This is a genomic window from Paucibacter sp. JuS9, from assembly GCF_044043925.2.
Classification (GTDB): Bacteria; Pseudomonadota; Gammaproteobacteria; order Burkholderiales; family Burkholderiaceae_C; genus JAUASW01.
In genome coordinates this window covers 2,308,037-2,330,853 of the sequence record NZ_CP194172.1, presented here as the reverse complement: position 1 = coordinate 2,330,853, position 22,817 = coordinate 2,308,037, and the positions used below count along the sequence as shown (strand labels likewise).

Below are 22,817 nucleotides of genomic sequence, written 5' to 3'. Positions count from 1 at the left end.
GCTTTGCTGTTTCTGGCCGGGTCGCGGGGCGTCTAAAGCTGCTGACCGAAGTACTGGGCGAGTAGCTTCCAGTCCTTGCCGACACGCGCCCAGGTCAGATGGTAGGTCACGTCGCGCTTGTTGCCATTGGCGTCGGTGAGGGTCAGGGTGTTGATGCTGATCGCGGTGTCGCAGCGTATGCCTCCAGCACCGTAATTCCAAAACGTGAGCCGCTGGCCATCGGTCTTGTTCAACAGCTCCGTGATCACGCGGTCCCGGGTGAGTACCGTTTGGGCGGCGTCATGCATCACGCCTTCTGCATGCATGGGCAGATCATCGTAGATTTCGGAGAGCGCTTTGACATCGCGCGCGATCACAGCATTGCTCCAGGCCCGGTGCCGGGCAATCATGTCGAATCCTTCGCCACGATTCCTCAGCTTGCATTGCGGATCGGGGTCGGGTGTGGCGGCAATGGGCAGCGGTGCGGAAGGCGCTGGTGGTGGAGTCGAGCAGGCGCCAAGCGCGGCGAGCGACGCCAGCAGTGCGATACAGAACAGGGCGACGCAGACTCTTTTCATGAGTTTCATTCCAGGCGATCAAGCAAGGCCATGGCGGCGGCCGGCGCCCGCTCCTTGGCGCCACTGATGAAGAACAGGAACACATCGCGCTCGCTGCCGGCTGCCGGCGCGGGCTCGAGCAAGGGCAGGCCACTGGGCGTCCCGCCTGCCTGCCACTTGCGGCAGCTGGCAGCCAGGCCATCCAGCACCGCGGGCGTGCAACCCTGCGGCAGCTCGGGCGCGGTGCGCATCACGCGGCTGTAGATGAAGGGGCCGGTCGCGTCGGCGATGGGCGGATGGTCTTCGGACTCGGTGAACACGGTGGCCACACCATGGCGGCGAGCCAAGGCCAGGTAGTCGGTGCTCTGGAAGCTGGCATGCCGCACATCCATGGCATGGCGCAGCGGCAATCCGCTCACTTCAGCTGGCAGCAGCTTCAGGAAGGCCTCAAAGTCGACCGGATCGAACTTCTTGGTCGGCGCGAACTGCCAGACGATAGGCCCGAGCTTCTCGCCCAACTCGGCAATGCCGCTCTCCACAAAGCGTTGCACCGATTCGCCGGCCTCGGCCAGCACGCGCCGGTTGGTTGCAAAGCGCGAGGCCTTCAGCGAGAACATGAAGCTCTCGGGCGTTTCGTCTCGCCACTTGGCGAAGGTCGTGGCCTTCTGTGAGCTGTAGTAGGTGCTGTTGATCTCGATGGCCGTGAGCTTGCTGCTGGCGTATGCCAGCTCACGGTGTTGGGGCAAGCCCTTGGGGTAGAAGTTGTCGCGCCAAGGTTCGAAGTTCCAGCCGCCGATGCCAACGCGGATCTTGCTTGCACTCATCATGATTCCTGCTGTTGCTGCTGCGGAGCTTGCGGAGCAGGCAATCTATCGGGCACGGCGTGGCGGCGCAAGCGCATCGGCCCTGTGTCAAGCCTTGCCAGTTTTCAGCCCCTGTTCCAGGCCTTGTGCAGCGTTCGTACCGCTTTATGCAAAACCTCGGGTGCGACGGCGGCAAAGCCCAGCACGATGCCGGCCCGGCTGCTGTGCGGTGGCAGACCGCCGACCTCGCGCATGCCGATCAACTCCAGCCCGGCGGCCCGGCCCGCCTGCACGAGGCGCTGCTCCTGGCCCGGTTCATCCAGAGGCAGCAAGGCATGCAGGCCTGCGTCAATGGGCGCCAGCGGCAGGGCGCCGCCGAAGCTCGCCTGCCAGGCATCGAGCAGGGCATCGCGCCGCTGCGTGGCGGCGCGCCGGGCGCGGCGCAGGTGGCGCAGGAAATGACCTTGCTCGATGAAGTCGGCCAGCACCGTCTGCTCCGCTATCGGCGAATGGCGGTCCAGCAGCTTGCGCAGGCGCGCCAGCGTCGGTGCCCAGGCCGCTGGTGCAACGAGATAGCCCAGCCGCAGGCCGGGCACGAGGATCTTGGAAAAGCTGCCTACATAGAGGGTGCGCTGATGACTGTCCAGCGAGGCGAGCGGTGCCAAGGGAACACCGGCATGACGGTACTCGCCGTCGTAGTCGTCTTCGAGGATGAAGGCATCGTGGCGCTGCGCCCAATTGAGCAGCGCGAGGCGCCGCGGCAGGCTCATGGCCACGCAGGACGGGAACTGGTGCGAAGGCGTGACGTGAACCAGTCGGCAAGGGCCCGTCGCTTCCAGGGCGCCAACCTGCAGCCCCTCGGCATCGACCGGAATCGGCAGCAGTTCGGCGCCGTTCAGAGCCAGCGCGGCCGCTGCGGCGCGGTAGCCAGGCGACTCCACCGCCACTCGGTCGCCGGGCTTCAAGAGGGCCAGCGAAGCCAGCGCAATCGCTTGCTGAGCGCCGCCGGTGATGATCACCTGTTCGGCCGTGCAGACCAGGCCTCGGCTGTGACTCAGGTAGGCGGCAATCAGCGCGCGCAGCCGTGGCAGGCCCTGCGCTTCGCCATAGCCGAGATTGTGCTGGTCGGCGCGCCGCCAGAAGCGGGCCAGCAGGCGCGACCAGGTCTCGCTCGGAAACAGCTCCAGCGCCGGCACACCGTGGCGGAAGGCGCGGGGCGGGCCCGTGAGAGCGCTTGAGGGTTCGAAGGCTTGCAGGCGCGCCCACATCGGCGTGTCAGGTGGTGGCGGCTCCGTCCGTTCGGTGCTGAGTGCCGCCGGCGCTGTGTTGCGCAGCGCTGCCACATAGGTGCCGTCGCCGGTGCGCGTGCGCAGATAGCCTTCTGACAGCAGCCGCTCATAGACCCGCACGACCGTGTTGCGCGAGATGCCGAGCGCATCCGCCAGCGCCCGCGTGGTGGGCAGGCGCAGCGCGGCGGGCAGCTGGCCTTGCAGGATGCGGGCTTTCAGTTGCTCGTGGAGCTGCGCTCCCAGGGCGGTACCCGGCAGCAGCGCGATGCCGGCTGCGTCGAGACCCAGGCTGGCATCGATTGGTTCCATGGAATCGGCAGATATTGGAGCTTTCATCGTACCAAGCTGGAACCTAAAGTCGCGCCAGGACTGAACGAGGCCCCATGTACAACCCCAAGCACTTCAATCTCAGCGATCTGGACCTTGCGCGCCAGTTGATCGACGAGCGCCCCTTGGCCGCACTGATCGGCCCCGATGCACAAGGGCATTCCTTTGTCAGCCACCTGCCGCTGGGCTGGGGCGCTGATGAATCCGGCTGGTGGCTGGAGGGCCATATGGCCCGCGCCAACCCGCATGGGGCCTGGCTGGCGCAACAGCGCGAAGCACTGGCGGTTTTCAGCGGGCCGGACGGCTACGTCTCGCCCAGCCATTACGACACCCACCTCGCTGTGCCGACCTGGAACTATCTGGCGGTCCATGTCTACGGTCAGGTCGAGCTGATCGACGCGCCACTCGCCAAGGATCACCTGCTCAAGCGTCTGATCGCCCGCCATGAGCCCGGGTATGCGGCGCAATGGATCGAGCTGCCGGAGGACTACAAGGAGAAATTGCTTGGCGCCATCGTCGGCTTCCGCATCCGCGTCACGCGCTGGGAGGCCAAGGCCAAGCTGAGCCAGAACCGCGCTGCCAGCGAGCGCGAGCGGCTGCGCGCGCATTTCGCCGGGCAGGGCGCGCGAGGGCAGGACATGGTGTCGTGGATGGAAAGGCTGGGCATCTGATGACTGCGTTTGAGATCCGTCCGCCGCAGCCCGGTGACCGTGCCGGCTGGGAGCAGCTCGCGCGCGGCTACAAGCAGTTCTACGAGACCGAGCTGGACGACGCCGGCTACGAGCTGGCCTGGCAGCGGCTGCTGTCTGCCAACGAGGTCCACGGCCTGGTGCTCCTGGATGAGTGCCGGCTGGTCGGGATGGCGCATTACCTGATGCATGCCTCGACCTGGAGCGGCCCGGTCTGCTATCTGCAGGACTTGTTCGTGGCTGAGGCTGCGCGCGGGCGGGGTGTGGCCGCAGCGCTGATCGAAGCAGTGGCTGCAGCGGCGCGTGCTCGAGGCGCTGCGCGCTACTACTGGCTCACGCACCAGGACAACGCGCGCGCGCGGGGCCTCTACGACCGCGTGGGCCAGCACCGGGGTTTCCTGCGCTACGACTACAGCTTGTAGAAACGAAAAGGGCGACCGCGGCCGCCCTTCGATCACATGCCCGCGTAGTTCGGGCCGCCGCCACCTTCTGGCGTGACCCAGACGATGTTCTGCGTCGGGTCCTTGATGTCGCAGGTCTTGCAGTGCACGCAGTTCTGCGCATTGATCTGCAGCTTGTCTTCGCCGGCATCGGTCTTGATGAATTCGTAGACACCGGCCGGGCAGTAGCGGCCCTCGGGGCCGGCGTACTTGGCCAGGTTGACCGCGACGGGCACGCCCTCGTTCTTCAAGGTCAGGTGGGCAGGCTGGTTCTCTTCATGGTTGGTGTTCGAGATGAACACCGACGAGAGCTTGTCAAAGCTGAGCTTGCCGTCAGGCTTCGGATAGTTGATGGGCTGACACTGCGCCGCCGGTAGCAGGCACTCGTTGTCGCGCTTGCTGCCATGCAGGGTCCAGGGCGGGGATTGCACGCCGACTTTGGGGAGCAGCCATTGCTCGATGCCGGTCATCAGCTGGCCGGTGAGCTTGCCCTTCTTGAACCACAGCTTGAAGTTGCGGGTCTGCTGCAGCTCTTCATTCAGCCAGCTCGCTTCAAAGGCCGTGGGGTAGGCGGCCAGCTCATCTTGCGCGCGGCCGGCGTTCAGCGCATCGGCCATGGCGTCAGCGCAGAGCATGCCGGACTTGATGGCGGCATGGCTGCCCTTGATGCGCGCGGCGTTCAGGTAGCCGGCATCACAGCCGACCAGGGCGCCGCCCGGGAACACGGTCTTGGGCAGGGCTTGCGGCGTGCCGTTGTTGATGGCGCGGGCCCCGTAGCCGATACGCTTGCCGCCCTCGATATGGGCGGCGATGGCCGGATGGGTCTTCCAGCGCTGCATTTCCTCGAACGGGCTCATGTACGGGTTCTGGTAGTCCAGACCGATCACGAAGCCGAGCGTGACCTTGTTGTCTTCCAGGTGATACAGGAAACCGCCGCCGAAGGTGTCGTCGGTCATCGGCCAGCCGGCGGTGTGGACCACGAGGCCAGGCTTGGCCTTGTCGGCCGGCACTTCCCACAGTTCCTTGATGCCGATGGCGTAGGTCTGCGGGTCCTTGCCCGCATCGAGCTGGTACTTGGCGATCAACTGCTTGCCGAGATGGCCGCGTGCGCCTTCGGCAAACACGGTGTACTTGCCCAGCAGTTCCATGCCGAGCTGGAAACCATCGTGCGGCGCGCCGTCCTTGCCGATGCCGAGATTGCCGGTGGCCACGCCCTTGACCCGGCCCTGTTCGTCATACAGCACTTCGGCTGCCGTGAAGCCCGGAAAGATCTCCACGCCCAGGGCTTCCGCCTGCGTGGCCAGCCACTTGACCACATTCGACAGCGAGACGACATAGCAGCCGTCGTTGTGGAAATTGCGCGGCACCAGCCAGTCGGGCGTGCGGGTCGATCCGGTTTCGGACAGGAACAGGATGTCGTCGCCGGTCACGGCCTGGCCCAGGGGCGCACCTTGAGCCTTCCAGTCCGGGATCAGCTCGCTCAGTGCCCGCGGGTCCATCACTGCGCCAGAGAGGATGTGGGCGCCAGGCTCGGAGCCCTTCTCGAGCACCACGACGGAAATGTCCTTGCCGTCAGCGGCAGCGCGCTGCTTCAGGCGGATGGCGGTGGCCAGGCCTGCCGGCCCGCCGCCCACGACCACCACGTCGTATTCCATGCTTTCGCGGGGGCCGAATTGGGCGAGGAGTTCTGCGGAGGTCATGTAGGAGGTCCTGTGAAGTACTGCTGTCTCTCGTTGGCGGCGCATTCTACTGGCGCCCACAAAAAATAGAACGGTCGTGCTATTTTTTGTGGCGAAGGGGACAAGACCGCAACACCGTCGGACCCTCTGCGTCGTGGTCCAGCGGCAGCCAGTCCGTGAGGGGGCGGCATCCCGCCGCCGTGCAGAGCTCGTAGTCAGGCACGAAGCCGGAGCGCGCCAGCACCAGTTCGCGATGCCAGCGTTCGGTCGGGCGGTAATGCCAGACGCCGTGCAGCAGCACCGCACCGGCCGGCGGCTCCATGCCTGCGCCGGAGCCGCGGATGCGGGCCTGCGACAGGTGCAGCCAGTCGCCGGCGAGTTCGTAGTCCTCGGCCCATTCGGTCTTCTCGATCGAGTGCCGCCAGCGCAGCGTGAAACTGGACATCTGCAGCTCGACCCGCAGTGCGCCGGCGCTGAGGCACAGGGCCAGCAGTGCCGTGCTCACGCAGGCGCGATGCGCCGCGCGCGCGGCACATGCCAAAGCACCAGCGCCGCCGTCATCAGGAGCCCGATCCCGTCGGTCAGCGGCACGGCGGAGATCAGCAGGGCCGCGGCGACGAAGGCCCAGACGCGCTCGTACCAGGCCAACGGCACGAGCCAGTAGCCGATGGCCGTGCCGCCCCATAGCAGGATGGCCAGCACAGCCTTGACGACCACATAGGCCGTGTCCCACCAGGTGCCGCCCTGCAGCATCAGCGCCGGCGCGTAGACCGCCATGAAGGGCACCACGAAGCCGGCTATCGCGATGCGCATCGCCTGCAGGCCGATCTTCATCGGCGATTCGCGCGCGATGGGCGCGGCCGCGAACGCCGCCAGCGCCACCGGCGGGGTCAGGTCGGCCATGATGCCGAAATAGAAGACGAACATGTGCGAGACGATCAGCGGCACGCCCAGCTGCAGCAGGGCCGGCGCGGCCAGCGAACTGGTGATGATGTAGTTCGGGATGGTCGGTATGCCCATGCCCAGCACCAGGCAGACCAGCATCGTCAGCAGCAGGCTCAGCAGCAGGCTGTCCTGGCCGAGCTGGATCACCATGCCGGCGAACGAGGTCGCCGCACCGGTGAGTGTCAGCGAGCCGATGATCACACCCACCAGCGCACAGGCCACGCCCACCGGCAGCGCATGCCGCGCGCCGTCGGCCAGCGCACCGAGCGCCAGGCGCAGCGTGTCGCGGCCCCCCTTGGCAAACCACAGCGCCGTGCCCAGCACGGCACACAGCAGCATGATGGCCAGGATGCCGAAGCGGAAGAAGCTCGACGCGGCCAGCCCGATCAGCACCCAGAACAGCAGCTGCAGCACGCGGCGCCCGAGCAGCGGCGTGAGCCCGGCGCCGAAGATCAGCACCACGGTGAGTGCCAGCCCCACCATGCCCGAGAACAGCGGCGTGTACCCGGCGAACAGCAGCCACACCAGCACCGCCAGCGGCAGGATCAGGTACCAGCGCAGGCGCAGCGCGGCCCAGGGGTTGGGGCACTGCTCCTTGGGCAGGCCGACAAGGCCGGCACGGCCGGCTTCTAGATGCACCATCACGAACGCTGTCAGGAAGTACAGCAGCGCCGGAATGGCCGCGGCCTTGCAGATCTCCACATACGGCACGTTGATGGTCTCGGCCATGATGAAGGCGACGGCGCCCATCACCGGCGGCATGATCTGCCCGCCCATGCTGGCGCAGGCCTCCACGCCACCGGCGAACGAAGCCCTGTAGCCAAAGCGCTTCATCAGCGGGATGGTGAACTGGCCGGTGGTCACCACATTGGCCACGCCCGAACCGTTGATCGTGCCCATCAGGCCGGACGACACCACGGCCACCTTGGCCGGCCCACCCTTGGCATGGCCGAACAGGCCGAGCGCGAAGTCGGTGAAGAGGGTGATCATGCCGGCCTGCTCCAGGAAGGAGCCGAACAGGATGAACAGGAAGATGTAGGACGAGGAGACGTAGGTGGGTGTGCCGTAGAGGCCCTCGGTGCCGAAGCCCAGTTGCGACACCACCTGGTCGAGTCCGAAGCCGCGGTGTGCCAGGGCGCCGGGCAGATGCTCGCCGAACAGCGCATAGCCGAGAAAGGCCAGGCAGATCAGCGGCAGGGCCAGGCCCATGATGCGCCGTGCGGCCTCGAAGACCAGCACGATGCTGAGCACGCCCACCACCATGTCGGCCCGCGTCAGCTCGCCGGCCCGCTGCACCAGCTGCGCCTCGAACACCCAGTGGTAGAGCCCCGCCGCGAAGGCCAGGCTGCCCATGATCCAGCCCAGCCAGCCGCGCCTGAGCGGCGGATGCAGGGTGAAGGTGAGCAGCAACAGGAAGCCGACATGCACCGCCCGCACCACCGAGCTCGACAGCGGGCTGAAGGCGGCCGTGACGATCTGGAAGGTCGAGAAGATGACGGCAATCCAGAACAGCGCGCCGCTGAAGCCCCCGGCATGGCCGGGTTCCTGCAGTTGTGCGTCCGGCGTGCTGCCGGCGATCACTTGATCAGTCCCGCTTCGCGGAAGTACCTTTCAGCGCCCGGATGCAGCGGCACCGGCGTGCCGCCCAGCGCGGTGTCCTTGCGGATGCCCTTCGCGGCGTTGTGGGCAGCCACCAGGGTGTCGAGGTTGTCGTACATCGACTTGACCATGGCATACACCGCGTCGGCCGCCACACCCTCATGGGTGACGAGGAAGTTCTTGACCGCGATGGCCGGCACGTCGGCGGCCTGGCCGGCGTAGGTGTTGGCCGGGATCGGCGCGCTCTGGTAGGCCGCGTCGCCCACCCTGGCCACCACCTCGGGAGGAATGGGCACGATGACGATCTTGACCGCCGCCGCGAGGTCGCGGATCGAGGCCACACCAAGGCCCGCCGACTGCAGGGTCACGTCGAGCTGGCGGTTCTTCATCAGCTCCACCGATTCTCCGAAGGGCAGGTATTCGACCTTGGCGAAGTCGGCATAGGCGAGGCCCGCGGCCTTCAGCACGGCGCGGGCATTCAGCTCGGTCCCCGACTTCGGAGCGCCGACCGAGATGCGCTTGCCCTTCAGGTCGGCCAGGGTCTTGATGCCGGCGTCGGCGCTGGCCACGATCTGGATGTAGTTGGCATAGATGCCCGCGACCGCGCGCAACTTCTTCAGCGGCACTGTGAAGCCCGCTTCGGCGTCGCCCTTCCAGGCGTCGGACAAGGCATCGGCCAGCGTGAAGGCGATTTCGCCGCGGCCGGCCTGCAGCAGGTTGAGGTTCTCGGCCGAAGCCTTGGTGGCCTGCACGGTGACCTTGGCGTCGGGCAGGGCCTTGCCATAGATCTGCGACAGCGCCACGCCCAAGGGGTAGTAGACGCCGCTCTGGCCACCGGTCAGCACCGTGATGAACTTCTGCTGGGCGAAGGCGGCGGGCGTCAGCCAGCTCAGGGCTGCGGACAGAGTCAGGGTGCGGCGAGTCAGTTGCATCGGAGTCTCCTGTGGTCGCCCGGTCAGGCGCCGGGGCTGGGTACGACTCTAGTGCGATTGCGGGGGCAAAGAATTGGTAGTTCCACGTTGGCGCCGCGGCCGAATGCTTGCCCGGGCCGGGAGGCTTCTGGATGTCGCAGCGTCAGTTGCAGCATGCGGATTGAGGTCGGCACGGTGCAGGGCGCGTGCTATCGTTTCCTCCAGGCTTTCACAGGACAAGGCGATGAGCTACAGCATTGATCTGGAAGGGCGCGTCGCCCTGGTGACCGGCGCTTCAAGTGGCCTGGGGGCGCAGTTCGCGCGCACCCTCGCCAAGGCCGGGGCCGGCGTGGTGCTGGCGGGCCGGCGCACCGAGAAGCTGAAGGACTTGCGCGCCGAGATCGAGTCGCAGGGCGGCGATGCCCATGTGGTGGCGCTCGACGTCACCGATCTCGACAGCATCAAGTCGGCCATCGCGCATGCCGAGACCGAGATGGGCACGATCGACATCCTCGTCAACAACTCCGGCGTGAGCACCACGCAGAAGCTCACCGATGTCGGCGCGGACGACTACGACTTCGTGATGGACACCAATGTGCGCGGCGCCTTCTTCGTGGCCCAGGAGGTGGGCAAGCGCATGCTGGCACGCGCCCGCGGCTCTGCGCCCGGCACCTTCACGGGCGGTCGCATCGTCAACATCGCCTCGATGGCCGGCCTGCGCGTCTTGAGCCAGATCGGTGTCTACTCGATGAGCAAGGCCGCCGTGATCCACATGACACGCGCGATGGCGCTGGAATGGGGCAAGTACGGCATCAATGTGAACGCCATCTGCCCGGGCTATATCGACACCGAGATCAACCACCACCACTGGGGTACCGAACAGGGCAGGAAGCTGATCGAGCTGTTGCCGCGCAAGCGCGTCGGCCAGCCGCAGGACCTGGACACGGCGCTGCTGATGCTGTGCGCCAACGAGAGCCATTTCATCAATGGCGCGGTATTGCAGGCCGACGACGGCTTCGGCGTCTGAGTTTTTGGAGTTTGAGTCAATGAGTCTTCGTGTGCTGACCGCGCTGGAAGCGCGGGTCCTGGCCGTCCTGGTCGAGAAGCAATTCACCGTGCCCGACAGCTATCCGCTGTCCTTGAACGCCCTGACGATGGGCTGCAATCAGAAGACCGCCCGCGACCCGGTGATGAGCGCGGGTGAGAACGAGGTGCTGCGCGCGCTCGACGAGCTGCGGGGCATGAGCTTGGTGAACCGCGTCAGTGGCAGCCGGGTCGAGCGCTATGAACACAATTTCCGCCGGGGCATCAATGTGCCGGGGCAGGCCGAGGCCTTGCTCACGCTGCTGATGCTGCGTGGCCCGCAGACGGCGGCCGAGTTGCGCAGCAACACGGAAAGGCTGCATCGCTTTGCCGACATCTCGTCGGTCGAGGCCTTCCTGGTCGAGCTGTCGGAGCGCCAGCCGCCGCTGGCGATCAAGCTGGCCAGAGCCCCGGGCGCGCGCGAAAGTCGCTGGGCGCATCTGCTTTGCGGCGAGGTGTTTGATGCCGTGCCTGCCGCTCCCGGCGAGCCAGCTTCGCGGGATGACGAGATTCTGCAATTGCGTGCCGAGCAGGCGCGCCAGGCTGGCGAGATCGAGGCCTTGAAAGCGCAGATTGCGCAGATCAAGGCGGAGTTGGGCATCGCATGAGCAGGACCCCATGAGATTTGAAATCCCCGAGCAGAAGAAGCTGGTCCACGAGGCCCGCATCCCCTTGCGCTGGGGCGACATGGATGCAATGGGTCATGTCAACAACACGATCTATTTCCGCTACCTTGAGATCGTGCGGGTCGAGTGGCTGGAGTCCTTGAACGCGGCGCCCAACCCAGCCGGCGAAGGGCCGGTGATCGTCAACACCTTCTGCAATTTCTACAAGCAGCTGGAATATCCGGGCGAGGTGCTGGCCAAGCATTACGTCAGCAACCCGGGCCGCAGCAGCTTTGATTGCTGGATCACGCTGGAGCGGGTGGGCGAGCCGGGCGTGATCTGCGCCGCCGGCGGTGCCACCACGGTGTGGATGGATTTCCCAGCGCAGAAGTCGGCGCCGTTGCCCGACTGGCTGCGCCGGCATATCGAGGACTGAGCCGCGGGCATTCGCGCCCTGGCAGCCCAAGGCCTACCCCCGCACCGAGCGGGCCGTATTCCACAACCCTGCGGACGGCAGCGTGTCTTCTCGTCTCAAAGATGGATGGCCGCCTCTGTTCATTGCAAAAGAATCCTCGCCATCTCTTGACGCAAGGAGTTTGCAATGGCGACCGTACTTGATTTCACAGACAAGACCCTGCGCGCCTGCGCGCCCGGAACCCTGACGTTTGGCATGGTGGTGCCCTGGCCGGGTCTGGCCAGGCTTGGAGTGCGCGTTTTTCGCACCCCCATTGGCAAGGCCAACTGGCAAGTGGTCGACAGCAAGGTGCTCGACAACGACCCCGACACCTTCGACGGCATGACCGTGTCCTTCCAGGCTGTGAAGGGCATGCGCTACGGCCTGAGCTTCAAGGGCGATCTTCAGCTGATCGATGTCTCTGCCTCGACGTTGAAGCTGAGCTTCTACCTTGCTGGGAACGGGGCCGTGGTCTCCGATTTCGGCGGTGCCCAGACGCTTTCAGAGTCGATGTCCAGCGGTCTTGTCGGCGTGGTCAACGTCGACGCGCAGTAAGCCGGGAGCGCTGTCATGAAAACATGGATCCATGCCTGTTCCGGATCTGCTTTCGCGCTGATGTCGTTGGCTTCGAGTGGTGTGCTGGCGGCTGACGAGCCCAAGCCCACCACACTCAGCGAGACCATCAAGGCCACGCATGTCGACATGCCGATCACCACCTCGGTGGCTGCCTTCATGCTCGGTGCGTCCGGAGAAAACGTGCCGCGCCTGTCCAGCCTGCGCGAGTTCTCAGCCCAGGTCGGGCGGGCCTTCGATGCCAATGGCAAGGTGGCCAATGCTGTTTCGGCCGAGTTCATTCCGGCGATGGCCATAGGCAAGCTCGACTGGGGGCAGCTCAAGGACCCGCTGATGGGAGCATGGGCGCGTACGGCCTTGTCCGTCGCAACCAAGGTGAAATCGGACAAGGATGTGGCGCGTTCCGCCCTTGGCCTGCAAACCATTCTGTATGCGCCAGCTTACCAAGAGGCCTTGCAGCAGTCTCGCGTTGAGTCCTGCATGGCCACTGCACAGACATTTGTCAGGGAAGAGGCTCTCAAGAAGGCCATTGCGGAAATGAACAAGACGGGCCGGACGACCATGCCCACCCCCGACTACACCGCAGAAGACGAGGCATCCCGGCTCAAGTGCGCCAAGGCCATCAAGACCGCGCTGACCCGCTGGAACCAGTCCATGGTCGCCGTGGGCTTTGGCCGCTCAGTCGCTTCTCTGGAAGATGGCGCGGCCTTGCCAGCGGGCGTTTCGGGTGACTCCAACATGGTGTGGTTCACCGCGGCGCTGGGCGGCGGCGGGCGCGCGCCGGCCCCTGACAAAGCCGAGGACGGCAATGACGATGTCGGCTGGTTGCTCACCGCGCACTGGCGCCGCAACTCCAATGCCAGCGCCAAATCCACGCTCGGCGTCAGCACGCTGGCGCGGCAAGAGCTGGTGGGCCTGAACCTGCGCTGGGGCAGCGAATCGGGCGCCTTCATTGCGGAGTACTCGACCCTGCGTTCGCACGCCAGTGGTCACGCGTTCGCAGATCGCAAGCGCGCGGTCCTGGGCTTCGAAAAGCGCCTGGACAAGGACCTGTACCTGACCCTGGGTGCGGGCCGCGACACCGGCCTGGATGCCGCCAAGAACTCGGTGCTGATGAAGTTCAGCTGGGACTTTGCAAGCAAGCCCACATTGATGAAATGAAGGCAGGCCCGACCCTGCGCAGCAGGGCCGGGCCTTGGCCCGTTCAGCGGAAGCTGTAGCTCAGGCTTGCAAAGAATGAACGGCCGCGCGGGTCGCCGTAGGTCGGGTCCCAGGTCACCTGGAAGTAGCGCGACTGGTTGGTGAACGGCGGCGCGGTGTCGAGCAGGTTCAACACGCCGGCACGCAGTCGCAGGGCTGGCGAGAAGCGGTAGCTCGCGCTCAGGTCCCACAGCGAGTAGGGCTTGACGTCGCGGTTGTTCCACTCGGGCGCGGCCAGGCCGTCCACGTTCTGGTCGCGATAGCCGGCCAGGTAGGTGTTGGTCACCGTCAGGCTGACCGGGCCGTAGTCCCAGTCCAGGTTGAGCTTGTGGCGCCAGCGCTGCACGGCCTTGTCATCCTTGAACTTGCCCAGGCCGTCGACCAGCGGCGAGCGCGGGTCGGTGGCGAACTTGTACTCGGTGATCAGGGTGCCGCTGAATCCGGCGCCAAAGGTGCCGAAGCCGGTCTCCTCGCCGCGCCAGTTCAACGACACATCGAAGCCGGAGGTGTTCAGCTTGCCGCGGTTCTCCTTCTTGACGGTGATGTAGTCGACGAAGCCGTCATCGAAGCGCGCCACGACCTTGGGGTCGTTGTAGAGCGCGGGTGTCGTGAAGATCGTTTCTTCGCCGATCTGCGAAATGATGTCGGACTTGCGGATGCTCCAGTAGTCGATGCTGCCGGTCAGGCTGCGCATCGGCTCGAACACCACACCGAGGCTTGCCTGCTTGGACTTCTCGGGCTTGAGCTCGGGGTTGGAATAGCGGTCGATGGCGAGCTGGCCGACTTCGCCGCTCACTGGGTCGCGCACGAAGCTGGCGGTGATGCCCGAGCGCAGCGGCAGGAACATCTCGGACACTGTCGGTGCGCGAAAGCCGGTGCCGTAGGAGGCGCGGGTCAGCAGCTGCTTGCTGGGCCTCCAGCTCAGGCCGAGCTTGGGGTTGGTGGTGCTGAGGTCGGGCGAGGTCTTGTTGGTGGCGGCGTCGTGCACGCCGCTGTAGCGGTCGTGACGCAGCGCGATCTGCGCTTCGAGCTCCTTGGTAATCGGCGCGCTGAGCTCGGCGAAGATGCCAGCCACGTTGCGCGAGTGGCTGGTGTCGGCCAGCAGTTCTCCCGAGCTGGATCGGTCGCCGTTGACATCGTTGCCCTTGAGCACGTCGGTGGCGCGGAACTCGGTCTTCTCCTTGCGCAGCTCGGCACCCAAGGCCAGCATCAGGTCGCCGCCTTCCAGGGCGGCCAGGGCGCGGGTCAGCTTGCCGTCGATGCTCGTCGATGTGCCCTTGCTGATGCGTGCCGCGCCGTCCAGGCGGATCGAGTTCATGAAGGCCTGGCCGGCCGAGCGGTCGGCGGGTTTCACGAACGGGTTGTAGGTGCCCGCCTTGAGGCCGGCTTCCAGCTTTGTCAGCGATACCCAGCCCGACAGGTCGGTGTCGGTGGCCTTGTTCACGCTTTGGCTGAGGGCCGTGTCGTAGTCCCAGCCGGCCATGTTGCCGGTGGCGCCGATCACCAGGCGGCTGGCGTCGCTTTCCACGCGGCTGGTGCGCTTGCCGGCGTCCTCCAGGCGGAAGCGGAAGTCCACAGCTCCGGTCACGCCGGTGACGGCCTGCAGCGACGCGGGCAGGGCGATGCCCGAGCTGGTGCGGAAACGTGCCGTCGCCGGCGAGGCCGCGTAGTCCGTCTCGGCCTTGGCCAGCATCACCTCGGCGAAGACCTGGTTGTCATCGTCAAGCTGCGCCGTGAAGCGGCCGAGCAGGCTCTGCTTGTCAGCCTTGGGGTAGATCTGCGAGCCCGCCACGTAGTCGTACGAGCAGCCCTCACGGCCACCCAGGCTGGTGCCGTCGACGAAATTGGCATTGGGCGCACCGGTGCAGCTGGCCTTGTCAAAGCTCACGCGACGCGAGCCGGAGTTCGGCCCGCCCGGGTTCCAGGTGCCGTCGGCGTTCGTGCCCTTGAGCGCGGTGCCCGGGTTGGCGCGAACGAAGTTGTTCAGCGCGGTCAGCTGGGCGCTCGAGAGGTCGACGTTGGCCGGGAAGGAGTTGCTCGACGCCTGCGGTGGCAGGCGGGTGGGCAGGCTGTACTCGCGGATGAACTTGCGCTGCGAGGCATCCAGCTCGTCGAGTTTCTGCAGGTCCAGCGTGGCGAAGACGTTGAAGCGGTCCTTGCGCAGGTCGCCGAAGCCGCCGCCGAGGGTCGCGGTCTTCTTGCCGCCGCCGCCTTCGTCGGTCTTGAGGCCGTAGACGTTGAAGTTGGCGCCCTGGAAGTCCTTGCGGGTGATGAAGTTGATCACGCCGCCCATGGCGTCGGTGCCGTAGATGGCCGAGGCGCCGTCCTTCAGCACTTCGACGCGCTGGATGGCTCCGGAGGGGATGCTGTTCAAGTCGACGCCGGCGTCGTCACCCGGGCTGGCAAAGTTGGCCAGGCGGCGGCCGTTCAGCAGCACCAAGGTGCTGGAGACACCGAGTCCACGCAGGTTGGCGCCGTTGAAGCCGCGCTGACCGCCGCTTTGGTCGCTGATGGACGCGCCGTCGGTCAGGCCGCCGACGTTGGAGGTGATCTTCTGCAGCAGTTCTGCGGCAGTGGTGACGCCGAGCTTGTCGATGTCGGCGCGCTTGATGGTCTCGACCGGCAGGGCGGCTTCGCCGTCAATGCGCTTGATGCTGGAGCCGGTCACTTCGACCCGCTCCAGCTTGGCCTCCTGGGCCTGGACGGAGACGGTGGCAGCCAGGAGCAGGGCGGCCTGGGCCAGCGTCTGCAGCTTGAAGAATCGTTGAGGCGTCATGAGTGGGTCTTGCCTTGAAGAGGTGTTGGAAGGAGGGCGGTGAGCAGGAATGGCCGCGACTCTAGGAGCGGGCTTTGCCGCTTGCCTATGGGGTTTTGGCGGCCTGCGCACTTGCTCGCAAGAAGTTGTCGCAAAGCCGTAAAGCGGCAGCTGGGTGCCAGGAAATGCCTTGCTTCAAAGCGACATGCACTTGCGCGCCTCGCCCAAGCCGGCACCGGTCCGGCCTTTCCCGCTGGTGGGCAAGGGCGGGGGCTGACAAGATGCGGCCATGCAAACCCGAACCGTCCCTGTCCGCCGCCGTTACTTGCAGGCTCTTGTAGCTGCCGTTTGCCTGGGTAGCCTGGTGCCAACGCTCTCGCAGGCGCAGAGCAAGCCCGGCGTCGTGATCGCCATCGGCGGCGCCCTGCGCTCCGACAACACCGAGGTCTGGCAGCGCGTGGTGGATGAAGCGGGCGGCACGGGCGCGCGCATCGTGGTCTTCGGCACCGCTGCCGGCAATCCACAGCGCGCGGCCAATCTGATCGTCGAGCCGCTGACCCGTCACGGCGCCCGCGCCGAAGTCATACCGGTCGCGCCGCGCCTGGCCGGTGTCGACCTGCAAAGCAAGCTCAATGACCCGGCCCTGATCGAACAGGTGCGCACGGCCCAGGGCGTGTTTTTCGCCGGTGGCGCTCAGGAGCTGATCGTTGACACCCTGCAACCTGGCGGCAAGCCCACCGCAATGCTGCAGGCGATCTGGGCGGTGTTCAATCGCGGCGGCCTGGTGGCCGGCACCAGCGCCGGTGCGGCCATCATGAGCCACACGATGTTTCGCGATGCACCCGACAACATCTCGGTGCTGCAGGGCCGGCTGCGCGAGGGCAAGGAACTGGATCGCGGCCTTGGCTTCATCACCAGGCAGCTGATCGTTGACCAGCATTTCCTCAAGCGCGGCCGCATCGGCCGCTTGCTGCCGGCCATGCAGGCCACCGGCTACAAGCTGGGCCTGGGCATCGAGGAGAACAGCGCGGCGGTGATACGCGGTGAAGAAATCGAGCTGATCGGCGCACGCGGCGGCCTGCTGCTGGACCTCACCCAGGCCAGCAGCGATGCGGCGCTTGCAGCCTTCAACATCCGCAATGTGCGCCTGAGCTATCTCGACCATGGCGACAGGCACGACTTGCGCAGCGGCGTCAGCAAGCCCTCGACCGAAAAGCTGGTCGGCCAGAAGATCGACCCGCGGGCCGAGGGCTTCAAGCCGCGCTTCATGGTCGAGCCGTTCTACGTCGACATGCTGGCCGACAACGCCATCGTGAACGCCATGGGTCGCCTGATTGACAGCCCGCACCCGGAGCTTCGCGGCCTCGCCTTCAAGGGCCGGGCCGGCGCACAAGACCCGCAGCCCGATGTCGGTTTCGAGTTCCGCCTCTACAAGGCCAGCGACAGCCTGGCCTGGCTTGGTGGCGACGACTACACGGTGCTGGACCTGCGCCTGGACGTACAGCCGGTACAGATCAAGCGCCCGTTCTACACGCCGCTGGCCGCCTCGCACTGAAGCCCATCACCCCATCCATCGTGGCGCCGCCTGAGGCGCCAAGCAGCAAGAAAGCCTGACCATGCGCACCGTGCAGCACGCACTTCCTTCCAGCAGCAGCGGTCTTTGCCGTACGCTTCGCAGCCTGCACTTCGGCCCGGCCAGGAGCGGCCGCAAGGTCTATGTCCAGGCCTCACTGCATGCCGACGAAATACCGGCCATGCTGGTGGCGCAGCATCTGCGCGAGCAGCTCTTGCAGCTTGAGGCCGCCGGCCTGATCGACGGCGAGATCGTGCTGGTGCCGATGGCCAATCCGATCGGCCTGTCGCAAGACCTGCAAGGCACGCTGTTCGGCCGCTTCGACCTGAGCACCGGCGTCAATTTCAACCGGAACTACAAGCATCTCACCGCGCCGCTGCTGGAGCGTCTGAAGGGCAAGCTGGGCAGTGACGCAGCCGCCAATGTGGAGGCGATCCGCGCCGCCAGCCGCGCGCTGCTCGGCGAGTGGGAGGCCACGACCGAGACCGAAGTCCTGAAGAAGACCTTGCAGACGCTGGCCTGCGATGCCGACATCGTGCTGGACCTGCATTGCGACAACCAGGCCGTCCTGCATCTCTACACCGGCACGCCGCTGGCAGACCAGGTGATGCCGCTGTCTGCGCAGATCGGCGCCGAGGCGGTGCTTCTGGCCCGGATGTCGGGAGACGACCCCTTTGATGAATCGCTGTCGCGCATCTGGTGGGAGCTGGCCGAGCAGCTGCCGGCGCACCCGATACCGAATGCCTGCGTGGCCATCACCGTGGAGCTGCGCGGCGAGACGCAGGTGGAGCATGGCCTGGCCGAGCAGGATGCGGCGGCGCTGGTCGCCTACCTGCAGCAGGCCGGCCATATCGGCGGCACGCCGCGTGCGGCGCCGCCTGCGCGTTGTGCAGCCACGCCGCTGGAAGGCGTGGAGCCGATTGCCGCACCACATGCCGGCTTGCTGGTGTTCAAGAAAGAGCCGGGCGAGCAGGTGCAGGCCGGCGATGTGGTGGTCGAGCTGATCGACCCGAACACCGACCAGCGCACCGAGCTCAAGGCCACGGTCTCGGGTGTTCTCTTTGCCCGCGTGGCGCGCCGCTATGCTTCGCGCGGCATGCGCGTGGCCAAGATCGCTGGCGCCAAGGCTTTCCGCAGCGGCAAGCTGCTGTCGATGTAAGGGCAGGGCGCGATGAAGCTCAAATTCCCCAACACCTTTGTCCTGCTGTTCGGCCTGCTGGCCCTGATTGCTGCGGCCACCTGGCTGGTGCCGGGCGGGCAGTACGACACCACGATGCTCAATGGCCGCAAGGTCATCGACCCGAACTCCTTCCGCTACATCGCCGCCAACCCGCAAGGGCCGGTGCAATTGCTGATTGCGCCGATCAAGGGCTTTGTCGAGGCCGGGCTGATCATCGGCTTCGTGCTGATGGTGGGCGGGGTCTTCAATGTGCTGCACAAGACCCAGGCCATCGACGCGATGATCAAGTCGGTGGCCAAGGCGCACACGCGCTCGGCCTTTGTGCGCGCGGCCACGATTCCCGCTTTCGTCACCTTGTTTTCAATGGGCGGCGCCACCTTCGGCATGGCGGAGGAGGCGATTCCCTTCGTGCTGATCTTCATTCCGCTGGCCCTGGCCCTGAAGTACGACACGGTGGTCGGCGTAGCGATTCCCTTTGTCGGCTCGCAGATAGGCTTTGCCACCGCCTTCCTGAACCCCTTCAATGTGGGCGTTGCGCAGGGCATTGCCGGCGTGCCTCTGTTCTCGGGCATTGGCTTTCGCATGATCTGCTGGGTGGTGGCCACGACGGTCACGATCGCCTTCCTGATGTGGTACGCCGCCCGGGTCAAGCGCACGCCACAGCTGAGCCCCACGTTCGCGATGGACGAGGAGAAACGCCGCACCCTGAACCTGGCCGAGTTCGAGACCTTCTTGGGAATGACGCTCACGCACAAGCTGGTCCTGGCGATCTTTGCCGGCAGCTTGGGCGTGATGATTCTGGGTGTCGTCAAGTACGGCTGGGACATCGACAACATCGCGGCGCTGTTCCTGGTGATGGGCATTTCCGTGGGCCTGGTTGCCCGGCTGTCGGCGGACGACTGGGTGGCCGCCTTCCTGCAAGGTGCGCGCGACATGGTGAGCACGGCGCTGGTGATCGCGCTGGCCAAGGCCACGGTCGTCGTCATGCGCGATGCCCACATCGTCGACACCATGCTGCATGCGCTGGTGCCCTATGTGCAGAGCGACAGCCCGGTGTTCTCGGCGCAGAAGATGTTCCTGATCCAGTCGGTGATCAATTTCTTCATCCATTCGGGCACGGGCCAGGCGGCGCTGACCATGCCCATCATGGGCCCGCTGGCCGACCTGGTGGGCGTCAGCCGCCAGACCGCCATCCTGGCCTTCCAGTTCGGTGAGCTGACCACGCCGATGATTCCGACCTCGGGCATCACCGTGGGCGTGCTGGCTCTGGCCGGCATTCCCTGGACCAAGTGGGCGCGCTGGATGCTGCCGCTGCAGGGGCTCTATCTCGTGATGGCTCTGGGGCTGCTGGCGATTCCACACCTCATAGGCTGGCAGTGAACCCTGCGCCGCAGCGCCTGTGCGCCCTGGTCTTGCTGCCAGGCTGCTCGATGCTGGCCGTGGCGGGCGTGGTCGAGGCGCTGCAGGCGCTCAATGAATTGCAGGAAGAGGCGCGCTATGAGTGCCGGCTCCTGTCCGAAGCCGGGGGCTTGCTCGTTGCCGGGGGGGATGTCCTGCTGCAGACCCAGGCCTTCGATGCGGATGCGGACTGGCAGGCGCTCTTCCTGATCGCGGCCGAGGCCCCGCTGCCGTCACCAGCGCTCGTACAGGCGCTTCAATCGCACGCGCTGCGCGGCACCGTGCTGGCCGGCGTCGATGGTGGCGCAGCCTTGCTGGCGGCGGCAGGGCTGCTCGATGGCCAACGCGCCACGATCCACTGGACGCTGGTCGACGCCGCAATGCAGGAGCATGGTGGCGTGGTCTGGTCTGGCCATGTCTGGGAGATCGCGGCCGACGGGCGCTTGCTCAGCTGCGCGGGCGGCACGGCTTCGCTGGACCTGGTCCTGGCCTGGGCCGCGCGCCTGCATGGTGACCGTGTGGGCCAGGAGCTGGCGCAACATCTGGGCCTGGAGCGCGCGCGCGGTGCTGGCGAGCGCCAGCGCGTGCCGATCACCGAGCGCATGGGTGGTGGCAGCCCCAAGCTGAGCGAAGCGCTGGCGCTGATGGAAGCGAATTTGAGCGAGCCGCTGCCTACCGAAGATGTGGCGCGCCTCGTTGGCCTGTCACGCCGTCAGCTGGAGCGCCTCTTCAAGCAGCATCTCGATGCCCTGCCTTCGCGCTACTACCTGGAGCTGCGGCTCAAGCGTGCGCAGCGGCTTCTGCAGCAGAGCAGCCAGTCGATCCTGCAGATCGGGCTGTCCAGCGGCTTTGCCTCGGGGCCGCATTTCTCCAATGCCTACAAATCCCATTTCGGCCACACGCCGCGCGATGAGCGCAGCCAGCGGGCCGCCGCCTGGCGCCAGCGTGCACCGGAGACCACTGATGAGCAGCCCTGACGACTTCCTCCTGCGCCCGGTGGCGCTCACCGACCTGACGGCCCTGGAGTGCATTGCCGCGGCCTCGGTCGACGGCATCAGCTCGCTGCCCAGCGACAGGCTGCAGTTGCAGACGCGCATCGAGCGCTCCATGCAGGCCTTCGCCAGCGAGGATGCCGCCAGCGGCGAGGAAACCTATCTCTTCGTGCTGGAAGACCGCCGCGCCGGGCGCGTGGTCGGCTGCAGTGGCATTGCCGCCAGCGCTGGTTTCCACGACCGCTTCTACAGCTACCGCAACGAGTTTGTCGTCCATGCCTCCAAGGCCCTGGGCGTGAGCCAGCGCATGCACACCCTGCACCTGTGCCACGACCTGACCGGCTGCACGCTGCTGACCTCGTTCTACATCGAGCCGGCCTACGAGCAGGGGCTGGCGCCGCAGCTGCTGTCGCGGGCGCGCCTGCTCTTCATCCGCCAGCACCTGGAGCGCTTCAACGAGCGCATCGCCGCCGAGAGCCCGGGCCTCGTTGATGCACAGGGCCAGAGCCCGTTCTGGGATGCGGTGGGCCGGCGCTTCTTCAACATGGACTATCCGCAGGCCGAGGCGGTGATCGGCGGCCGCAGCAAGGCCTTCATCGCCGACCTGATGCCGCATTCGCCCATCCATGTGAGCCTGCTGCCCGAGAACGCGCAGTTCGCGCTGGGGCAGTTGCATCCGGTGGGAGAGCTGCCGTTCTCCATCCTGCAGGCCGAGGGCTTCGATGCCGACAGCTATGTCGACATCTTCGACGGCGGACCGACCGTCGAAGCGAGCCTGCATTTGCTGCGCAGCGTGCGGCATGCGCGTGAGCTGAGCCTGCGCAGCGGCGCGTTGGCGCTGGGGCAGGCGCATTGGCATGTGGCCGCGCGCCGCGACCGCGCCGGCTTCCGTGCGGTGCTCGCGGCCTTGCCGCTGGCGGCGCTGGAGCTGCCGCCGCGCCATGAGCTGGTGCAGCGGCTCGAGCTGGGCGAAGGCGAGCGCATCACCGTCACGCCAGTAGAGCCGATGGACGGCGAGGAGGGCCAACCATGAACCCGATCAAGATCCGCGCTGCGTCGAGCGCTGATGCCGTCTCCATGGCCGGCTGGGTCAACCAGACGGGCCATGCGGTCGATACCGACACCCAGGCCGAGGGCGAACGCCTGTACCTGGCCATCGATGAAGGGGATCGCCCCGTGGCCTGCCTGCGCCTGCGCGAGCATCTGGGCCTTGCGCTGCCGCGCTACAGCTATCACGTGGGGCAGGCGGTGCATGCCGCCTCCGAGCTGGGCCTGTTCCAGCGCCAGGCCACCTTGCTGCTGGGCAACGACCAGACCGGAGACAGCGAGCTGACCGACATCGCCTGCGCGCCCGGCCTCGATGAAGCGCTGCAACAGGCGGCCTTGCAGACCCTGCTGGACTCAGCCCTGGCCCGCATTGCCGGCGAGCCGCTGCGCCATGGCGCGCGCCTGATCGTGGAGCTGGGTGGTGTGCGCGATGCGGCAGGCAGGTCTGTCTTCTGGCAGGGCCTGGGGGCTCATTTCTGCCCGCGCGACCCGGCCGAAGCACAGGTCTCGATGGGCGAGGCCTGGCGCAGCCACTTGGCGGCGCTGCTGCCGCGCCAGCTGCTCTATCTTTCCTTCCTCGATGCCGCAGCGCAGGCGGCAGTCGGGCAGGCCGGCGTGGCAGCCCAGCCGGCCCTGAAGGTGCTGCGTGCCAGCGGCTTTGCGCCGGGCCGGCATGTGCGCATCGACGATGGCGGCCCGATCTGGGAACTGTCGCTGGCTGCAAGCTGACCTTCAGCCG

At 66.4% G+C, this 22,817-nt stretch carries 21 protein-coding genes; 13 read left to right on the top strand and 8 right to left on the bottom strand.

Annotated features, from left to right (window positions below):
• Nucleotides 1–32: 32 nt before the first annotated feature.
• From ABT392_RS10385 to pdxR, 3 genes are all read right to left on the bottom strand, one after another.
• Entirely contained in the window at nucleotides 33–566 is a 534-nt protein-coding gene (locus tag ABT392_RS10385; RefSeq protein ID WP_334275770.1) for a hypothetical protein, read from the bottom strand.
• Nucleotides 563–1,363 carry a DUF72 domain-containing protein gene (locus ABT392_RS10380; protein ID WP_334275769.1) on the bottom strand — a complete coding sequence of 267 codons (801 nt, stop codon included), beginning with the start codon at nucleotides 1,361–1,363 and terminating at the stop codon, nucleotides 563–565. The genes ABT392_RS10385 and ABT392_RS10380 overlap by 4 nt, the downstream gene beginning before the upstream one ends.
• A 101-nt stretch (nucleotides 1,364–1,464) precedes the next feature.
• Nucleotides 1,465–2,937: a MocR-like pyridoxine biosynthesis transcription factor PdxR gene (gene pdxR / locus ABT392_RS10375; RefSeq protein ID WP_395385805.1), complete on the bottom strand. Its 1,473-nt coding sequence runs from the start codon at nucleotides 2,935–2,937 to the stop codon at nucleotides 1,465–1,467.
• 74 nt (nucleotides 2,938–3,011) lie between these two features.
• Here pdxR and ABT392_RS10370 point away from each other — a divergent pair, with 74 nt between their 5' ends.
• Together ABT392_RS10370 and ABT392_RS10365 are read left to right on the top strand one after the other, a co-directional pair.
• Nucleotides 3,012–3,626 (top strand): FMN-binding negative transcriptional regulator, encoded by a 615-nt coding sequence (locus ABT392_RS10370; protein ID WP_334275767.1) that lies wholly within the window; start codon nucleotides 3,012–3,014, stop codon nucleotides 3,624–3,626.
• The gene (locus tag ABT392_RS10365; RefSeq protein ID WP_334275766.1) at nucleotides 3,626–4,066 is read left to right on the top strand and encodes a GNAT family N-acetyltransferase; all 441 of its coding nucleotides are present in this window, start codon (nucleotides 3,626–3,628) and stop codon (nucleotides 4,064–4,066) included. Before ABT392_RS10370 ends, ABT392_RS10365 begins: the two co-directional genes overlap by 1 nt.
• Before the next feature lie 32 nt (nucleotides 4,067–4,098).
• Here the strand turns inward: ABT392_RS10365 and ABT392_RS10360 are convergent, their stop codons facing one another.
• The 4 genes from ABT392_RS10360 to ABT392_RS10345 form a co-directional block, all read right to left on the bottom strand.
• Nucleotides 4,099–5,784: an electron transfer flavoprotein-ubiquinone oxidoreductase gene (locus ABT392_RS10360; protein WP_395385806.1), complete on the bottom strand. Its 1,686-nt coding sequence runs from the start codon at nucleotides 5,782–5,784 to the stop codon at nucleotides 4,099–4,101.
• A 79-nt stretch (nucleotides 5,785–5,863) separates the two neighbouring features.
• Complete coding sequence (locus ABT392_RS10355) at nucleotides 5,864–6,268, bottom strand: DUF1850 domain-containing protein (RefSeq protein ID WP_395385807.1); 405 nt, start codon at nucleotides 6,266–6,268, stop codon at nucleotides 5,864–5,866.
• Nucleotides 6,265–8,289, bottom strand: coding sequence for a TRAP transporter permease (locus tag ABT392_RS10350; protein WP_334275763.1), 2,025 nt, complete (start codon nucleotides 8,287–8,289; stop codon nucleotides 6,265–6,267). The genes ABT392_RS10355 and ABT392_RS10350 overlap by 4 nt, the downstream gene beginning before the upstream one ends.
• On the bottom strand, nucleotides 8,286–9,239 hold the full coding sequence (locus tag ABT392_RS10345) for a TAXI family TRAP transporter solute-binding subunit (RefSeq protein ID WP_334275762.1): 954 nt from the start codon (nucleotides 9,237–9,239) through the stop codon (nucleotides 8,286–8,288). The genes ABT392_RS10350 and ABT392_RS10345 overlap by 4 nt, the downstream gene beginning before the upstream one ends.
• Before the next feature lie 223 nt (nucleotides 9,240–9,462).
• Here ABT392_RS10345 and ABT392_RS10340 point away from each other — a divergent pair, with 223 nt between their 5' ends.
• The 5 genes from ABT392_RS10340 (at nucleotide 9,463) to ABT392_RS10320 (ending at nucleotide 13,094) form a co-directional block, all read left to right on the top strand.
• Complete coding sequence (locus tag ABT392_RS10340; RefSeq protein WP_334275761.1) at nucleotides 9,463–10,245, top strand: SDR family oxidoreductase; 783 nt, start codon at nucleotides 9,463–9,465, stop codon at nucleotides 10,243–10,245.
• Nucleotides 10,246–10,264: 19 nt separating this feature from the next.
• Nucleotides 10,265–10,909: a YceH family protein gene (locus ABT392_RS10335; RefSeq protein ID WP_395385808.1), complete on the top strand. Its 645-nt coding sequence runs from the start codon at nucleotides 10,265–10,267 to the stop codon at nucleotides 10,907–10,909.
• A gap of 10 nt (nucleotides 10,910–10,919) precedes the next feature.
• Nucleotides 10,920–11,342, top strand: coding sequence for an acyl-CoA thioesterase (locus ABT392_RS10330; RefSeq protein WP_334275759.1), 423 nt, complete (start codon nucleotides 10,920–10,922; stop codon nucleotides 11,340–11,342).
• 165 nt (nucleotides 11,343–11,507) lie between these two features.
• Entirely contained in the window at nucleotides 11,508–11,915 is a 408-nt protein-coding gene (locus tag ABT392_RS10325) for a hypothetical protein (RefSeq protein WP_334275758.1), read from the top strand.
• A gap of 15 nt (nucleotides 11,916–11,930) precedes the next feature.
• The gene (locus tag ABT392_RS10320; RefSeq protein ID WP_395385809.1) at nucleotides 11,931–13,094 is read left to right on the top strand and encodes a hypothetical protein; all 1,164 of its coding nucleotides are present in this window, start codon (nucleotides 11,931–11,933) and stop codon (nucleotides 13,092–13,094) included.
• A gap of 43 nt (nucleotides 13,095–13,137) precedes the next feature.
• On the opposite strand, the gene ABT392_RS10315 is transcribed toward ABT392_RS10320, so the two are convergent.
• Nucleotides 13,138–15,909 (bottom strand): TonB-dependent receptor, encoded by a 2,772-nt coding sequence (locus ABT392_RS10315; protein ID WP_334275756.1) that lies wholly within the window; start codon nucleotides 15,907–15,909, stop codon nucleotides 13,138–13,140.
• A gap of 343 nt (nucleotides 15,910–16,252) precedes the next feature.
• Between ABT392_RS10315 and ABT392_RS10310 the strand changes: the two genes are divergently transcribed.
• From ABT392_RS10310 to ABT392_RS10285, 6 genes are all read left to right on the top strand, one after another.
• Nucleotides 16,253–17,443 carry a cyanophycinase gene (locus tag ABT392_RS10310; protein WP_334275755.1) on the top strand — a complete coding sequence of 397 codons (1,191 nt, stop codon included), beginning with the start codon at nucleotides 16,253–16,255 and terminating at the stop codon, nucleotides 17,441–17,443.
• Nucleotides 17,444–17,504: 61 nt separating this feature from the next.
• Nucleotides 17,505–18,620, top strand: a complete 1,116-nt coding sequence (locus ABT392_RS10305) for a succinylglutamate desuccinylase/aspartoacylase family protein (protein ID WP_395385810.1) — start codon at nucleotides 17,505–17,507, stop codon at nucleotides 18,618–18,620.
• Between the two features lie 12 nt (nucleotides 18,621–18,632).
• Nucleotides 18,633–20,021 (top strand): YfcC family protein, encoded by a 1,389-nt coding sequence (locus ABT392_RS10300; protein WP_395385811.1) that lies wholly within the window; start codon nucleotides 18,633–18,635, stop codon nucleotides 20,019–20,021.
• Nucleotides 20,018–21,016 (top strand): GlxA family transcriptional regulator, encoded by a 999-nt coding sequence (locus tag ABT392_RS10295; RefSeq protein ID WP_395385812.1) that lies wholly within the window; start codon nucleotides 20,018–20,020, stop codon nucleotides 21,014–21,016. The genes ABT392_RS10300 and ABT392_RS10295 overlap by 4 nt, the downstream gene beginning before the upstream one ends.
• On the top strand, nucleotides 21,003–22,064 hold the full coding sequence (locus ABT392_RS10290; RefSeq protein ID WP_395385813.1) for an arginine N-succinyltransferase: 1,062 nt from the start codon (nucleotides 21,003–21,005) through the stop codon (nucleotides 22,062–22,064). The genes ABT392_RS10295 and ABT392_RS10290 overlap by 14 nt, the downstream gene beginning before the upstream one ends.
• The gene (locus ABT392_RS10285; protein ID WP_334275750.1) at nucleotides 22,061–22,807 is read left to right on the top strand and encodes an arginine N-succinyltransferase; all 747 of its coding nucleotides are present in this window, start codon (nucleotides 22,061–22,063) and stop codon (nucleotides 22,805–22,807) included. The genes ABT392_RS10290 and ABT392_RS10285 overlap by 4 nt, the downstream gene beginning before the upstream one ends.
• Nucleotides 22,808–22,817: the final 10 nt, after the last annotated feature.

Coding starts and splice junctions, on each gene's coding strand:
- ABT392_RS10305 (WP_395385810.1), top strand. CDS start 17,505: ATGCGCACCGTGCAGCACGCACTTCCTTCCAGCAGCAGCGGTCTTTGC.
- ABT392_RS10285 (WP_334275750.1), top strand. CDS start 22,061: ATGAACCCGATCAAGATCCGCGCTGCGTCGAGCGCTGATGCCGTCTCC.
- ABT392_RS10340 (WP_334275761.1), top strand. CDS start 9,463: ATGAGCTACAGCATTGATCTGGAAGGGCGCGTCGCCCTGGTGACCGGC.
- ABT392_RS10290 (WP_395385813.1), top strand. CDS start 21,003: ATGAGCAGCCCTGACGACTTCCTCCTGCGCCCGGTGGCGCTCACCGAC.
- ABT392_RS10320 (WP_395385809.1), top strand. CDS start 11,931: ATGAAAACATGGATCCATGCCTGTTCCGGATCTGCTTTCGCGCTGATG.
- ABT392_RS10380 (WP_334275769.1), bottom strand. CDS start 1,363: ATGATGAGTGCAAGCAAGATCCGCGTTGGCATCGGCGGCTGGAACTTC.
- ABT392_RS10315 (WP_334275756.1), bottom strand. CDS start 15,909: ATGACGCCTCAACGATTCTTCAAGCTGCAGACGCTGGCCCAGGCCGCC.
- ABT392_RS10300 (WP_395385811.1), top strand. CDS start 18,633: ATGAAGCTCAAATTCCCCAACACCTTTGTCCTGCTGTTCGGCCTGCTG.
- ABT392_RS10330 (WP_334275759.1), top strand. CDS start 10,920: ATGAGATTTGAAATCCCCGAGCAGAAGAAGCTGGTCCACGAGGCCCGC.
- ABT392_RS10370 (WP_334275767.1), top strand. CDS start 3,012: ATGTACAACCCCAAGCACTTCAATCTCAGCGATCTGGACCTTGCGCGC.
- ABT392_RS10325 (WP_334275758.1), top strand. CDS start 11,508: ATGGCGACCGTACTTGATTTCACAGACAAGACCCTGCGCGCCTGCGCG.
- ABT392_RS10365 (WP_334275766.1), top strand. CDS start 3,626: ATGACTGCGTTTGAGATCCGTCCGCCGCAGCCCGGTGACCGTGCCGGC.
- ABT392_RS10335 (WP_395385808.1), top strand. CDS start 10,265: ATGAGTCTTCGTGTGCTGACCGCGCTGGAAGCGCGGGTCCTGGCCGTC.
- ABT392_RS10345 (WP_334275762.1), bottom strand. CDS start 9,239: ATGCAACTGACTCGCCGCACCCTGACTCTGTCCGCAGCCCTGAGCTGG.
- ABT392_RS10385 (WP_334275770.1), bottom strand. CDS start 566: ATGAAACTCATGAAAAGAGTCTGCGTCGCCCTGTTCTGTATCGCACTG.
- pdxR (WP_395385805.1), bottom strand. CDS start 2,937: ATGGAACCAATCGATGCCAGCCTGGGTCTCGACGCAGCCGGCATCGCG.
- ABT392_RS10360 (WP_395385806.1), bottom strand. CDS start 5,784: ATGACCTCCGCAGAACTCCTCGCCCAATTCGGCCCCCGCGAAAGCATG.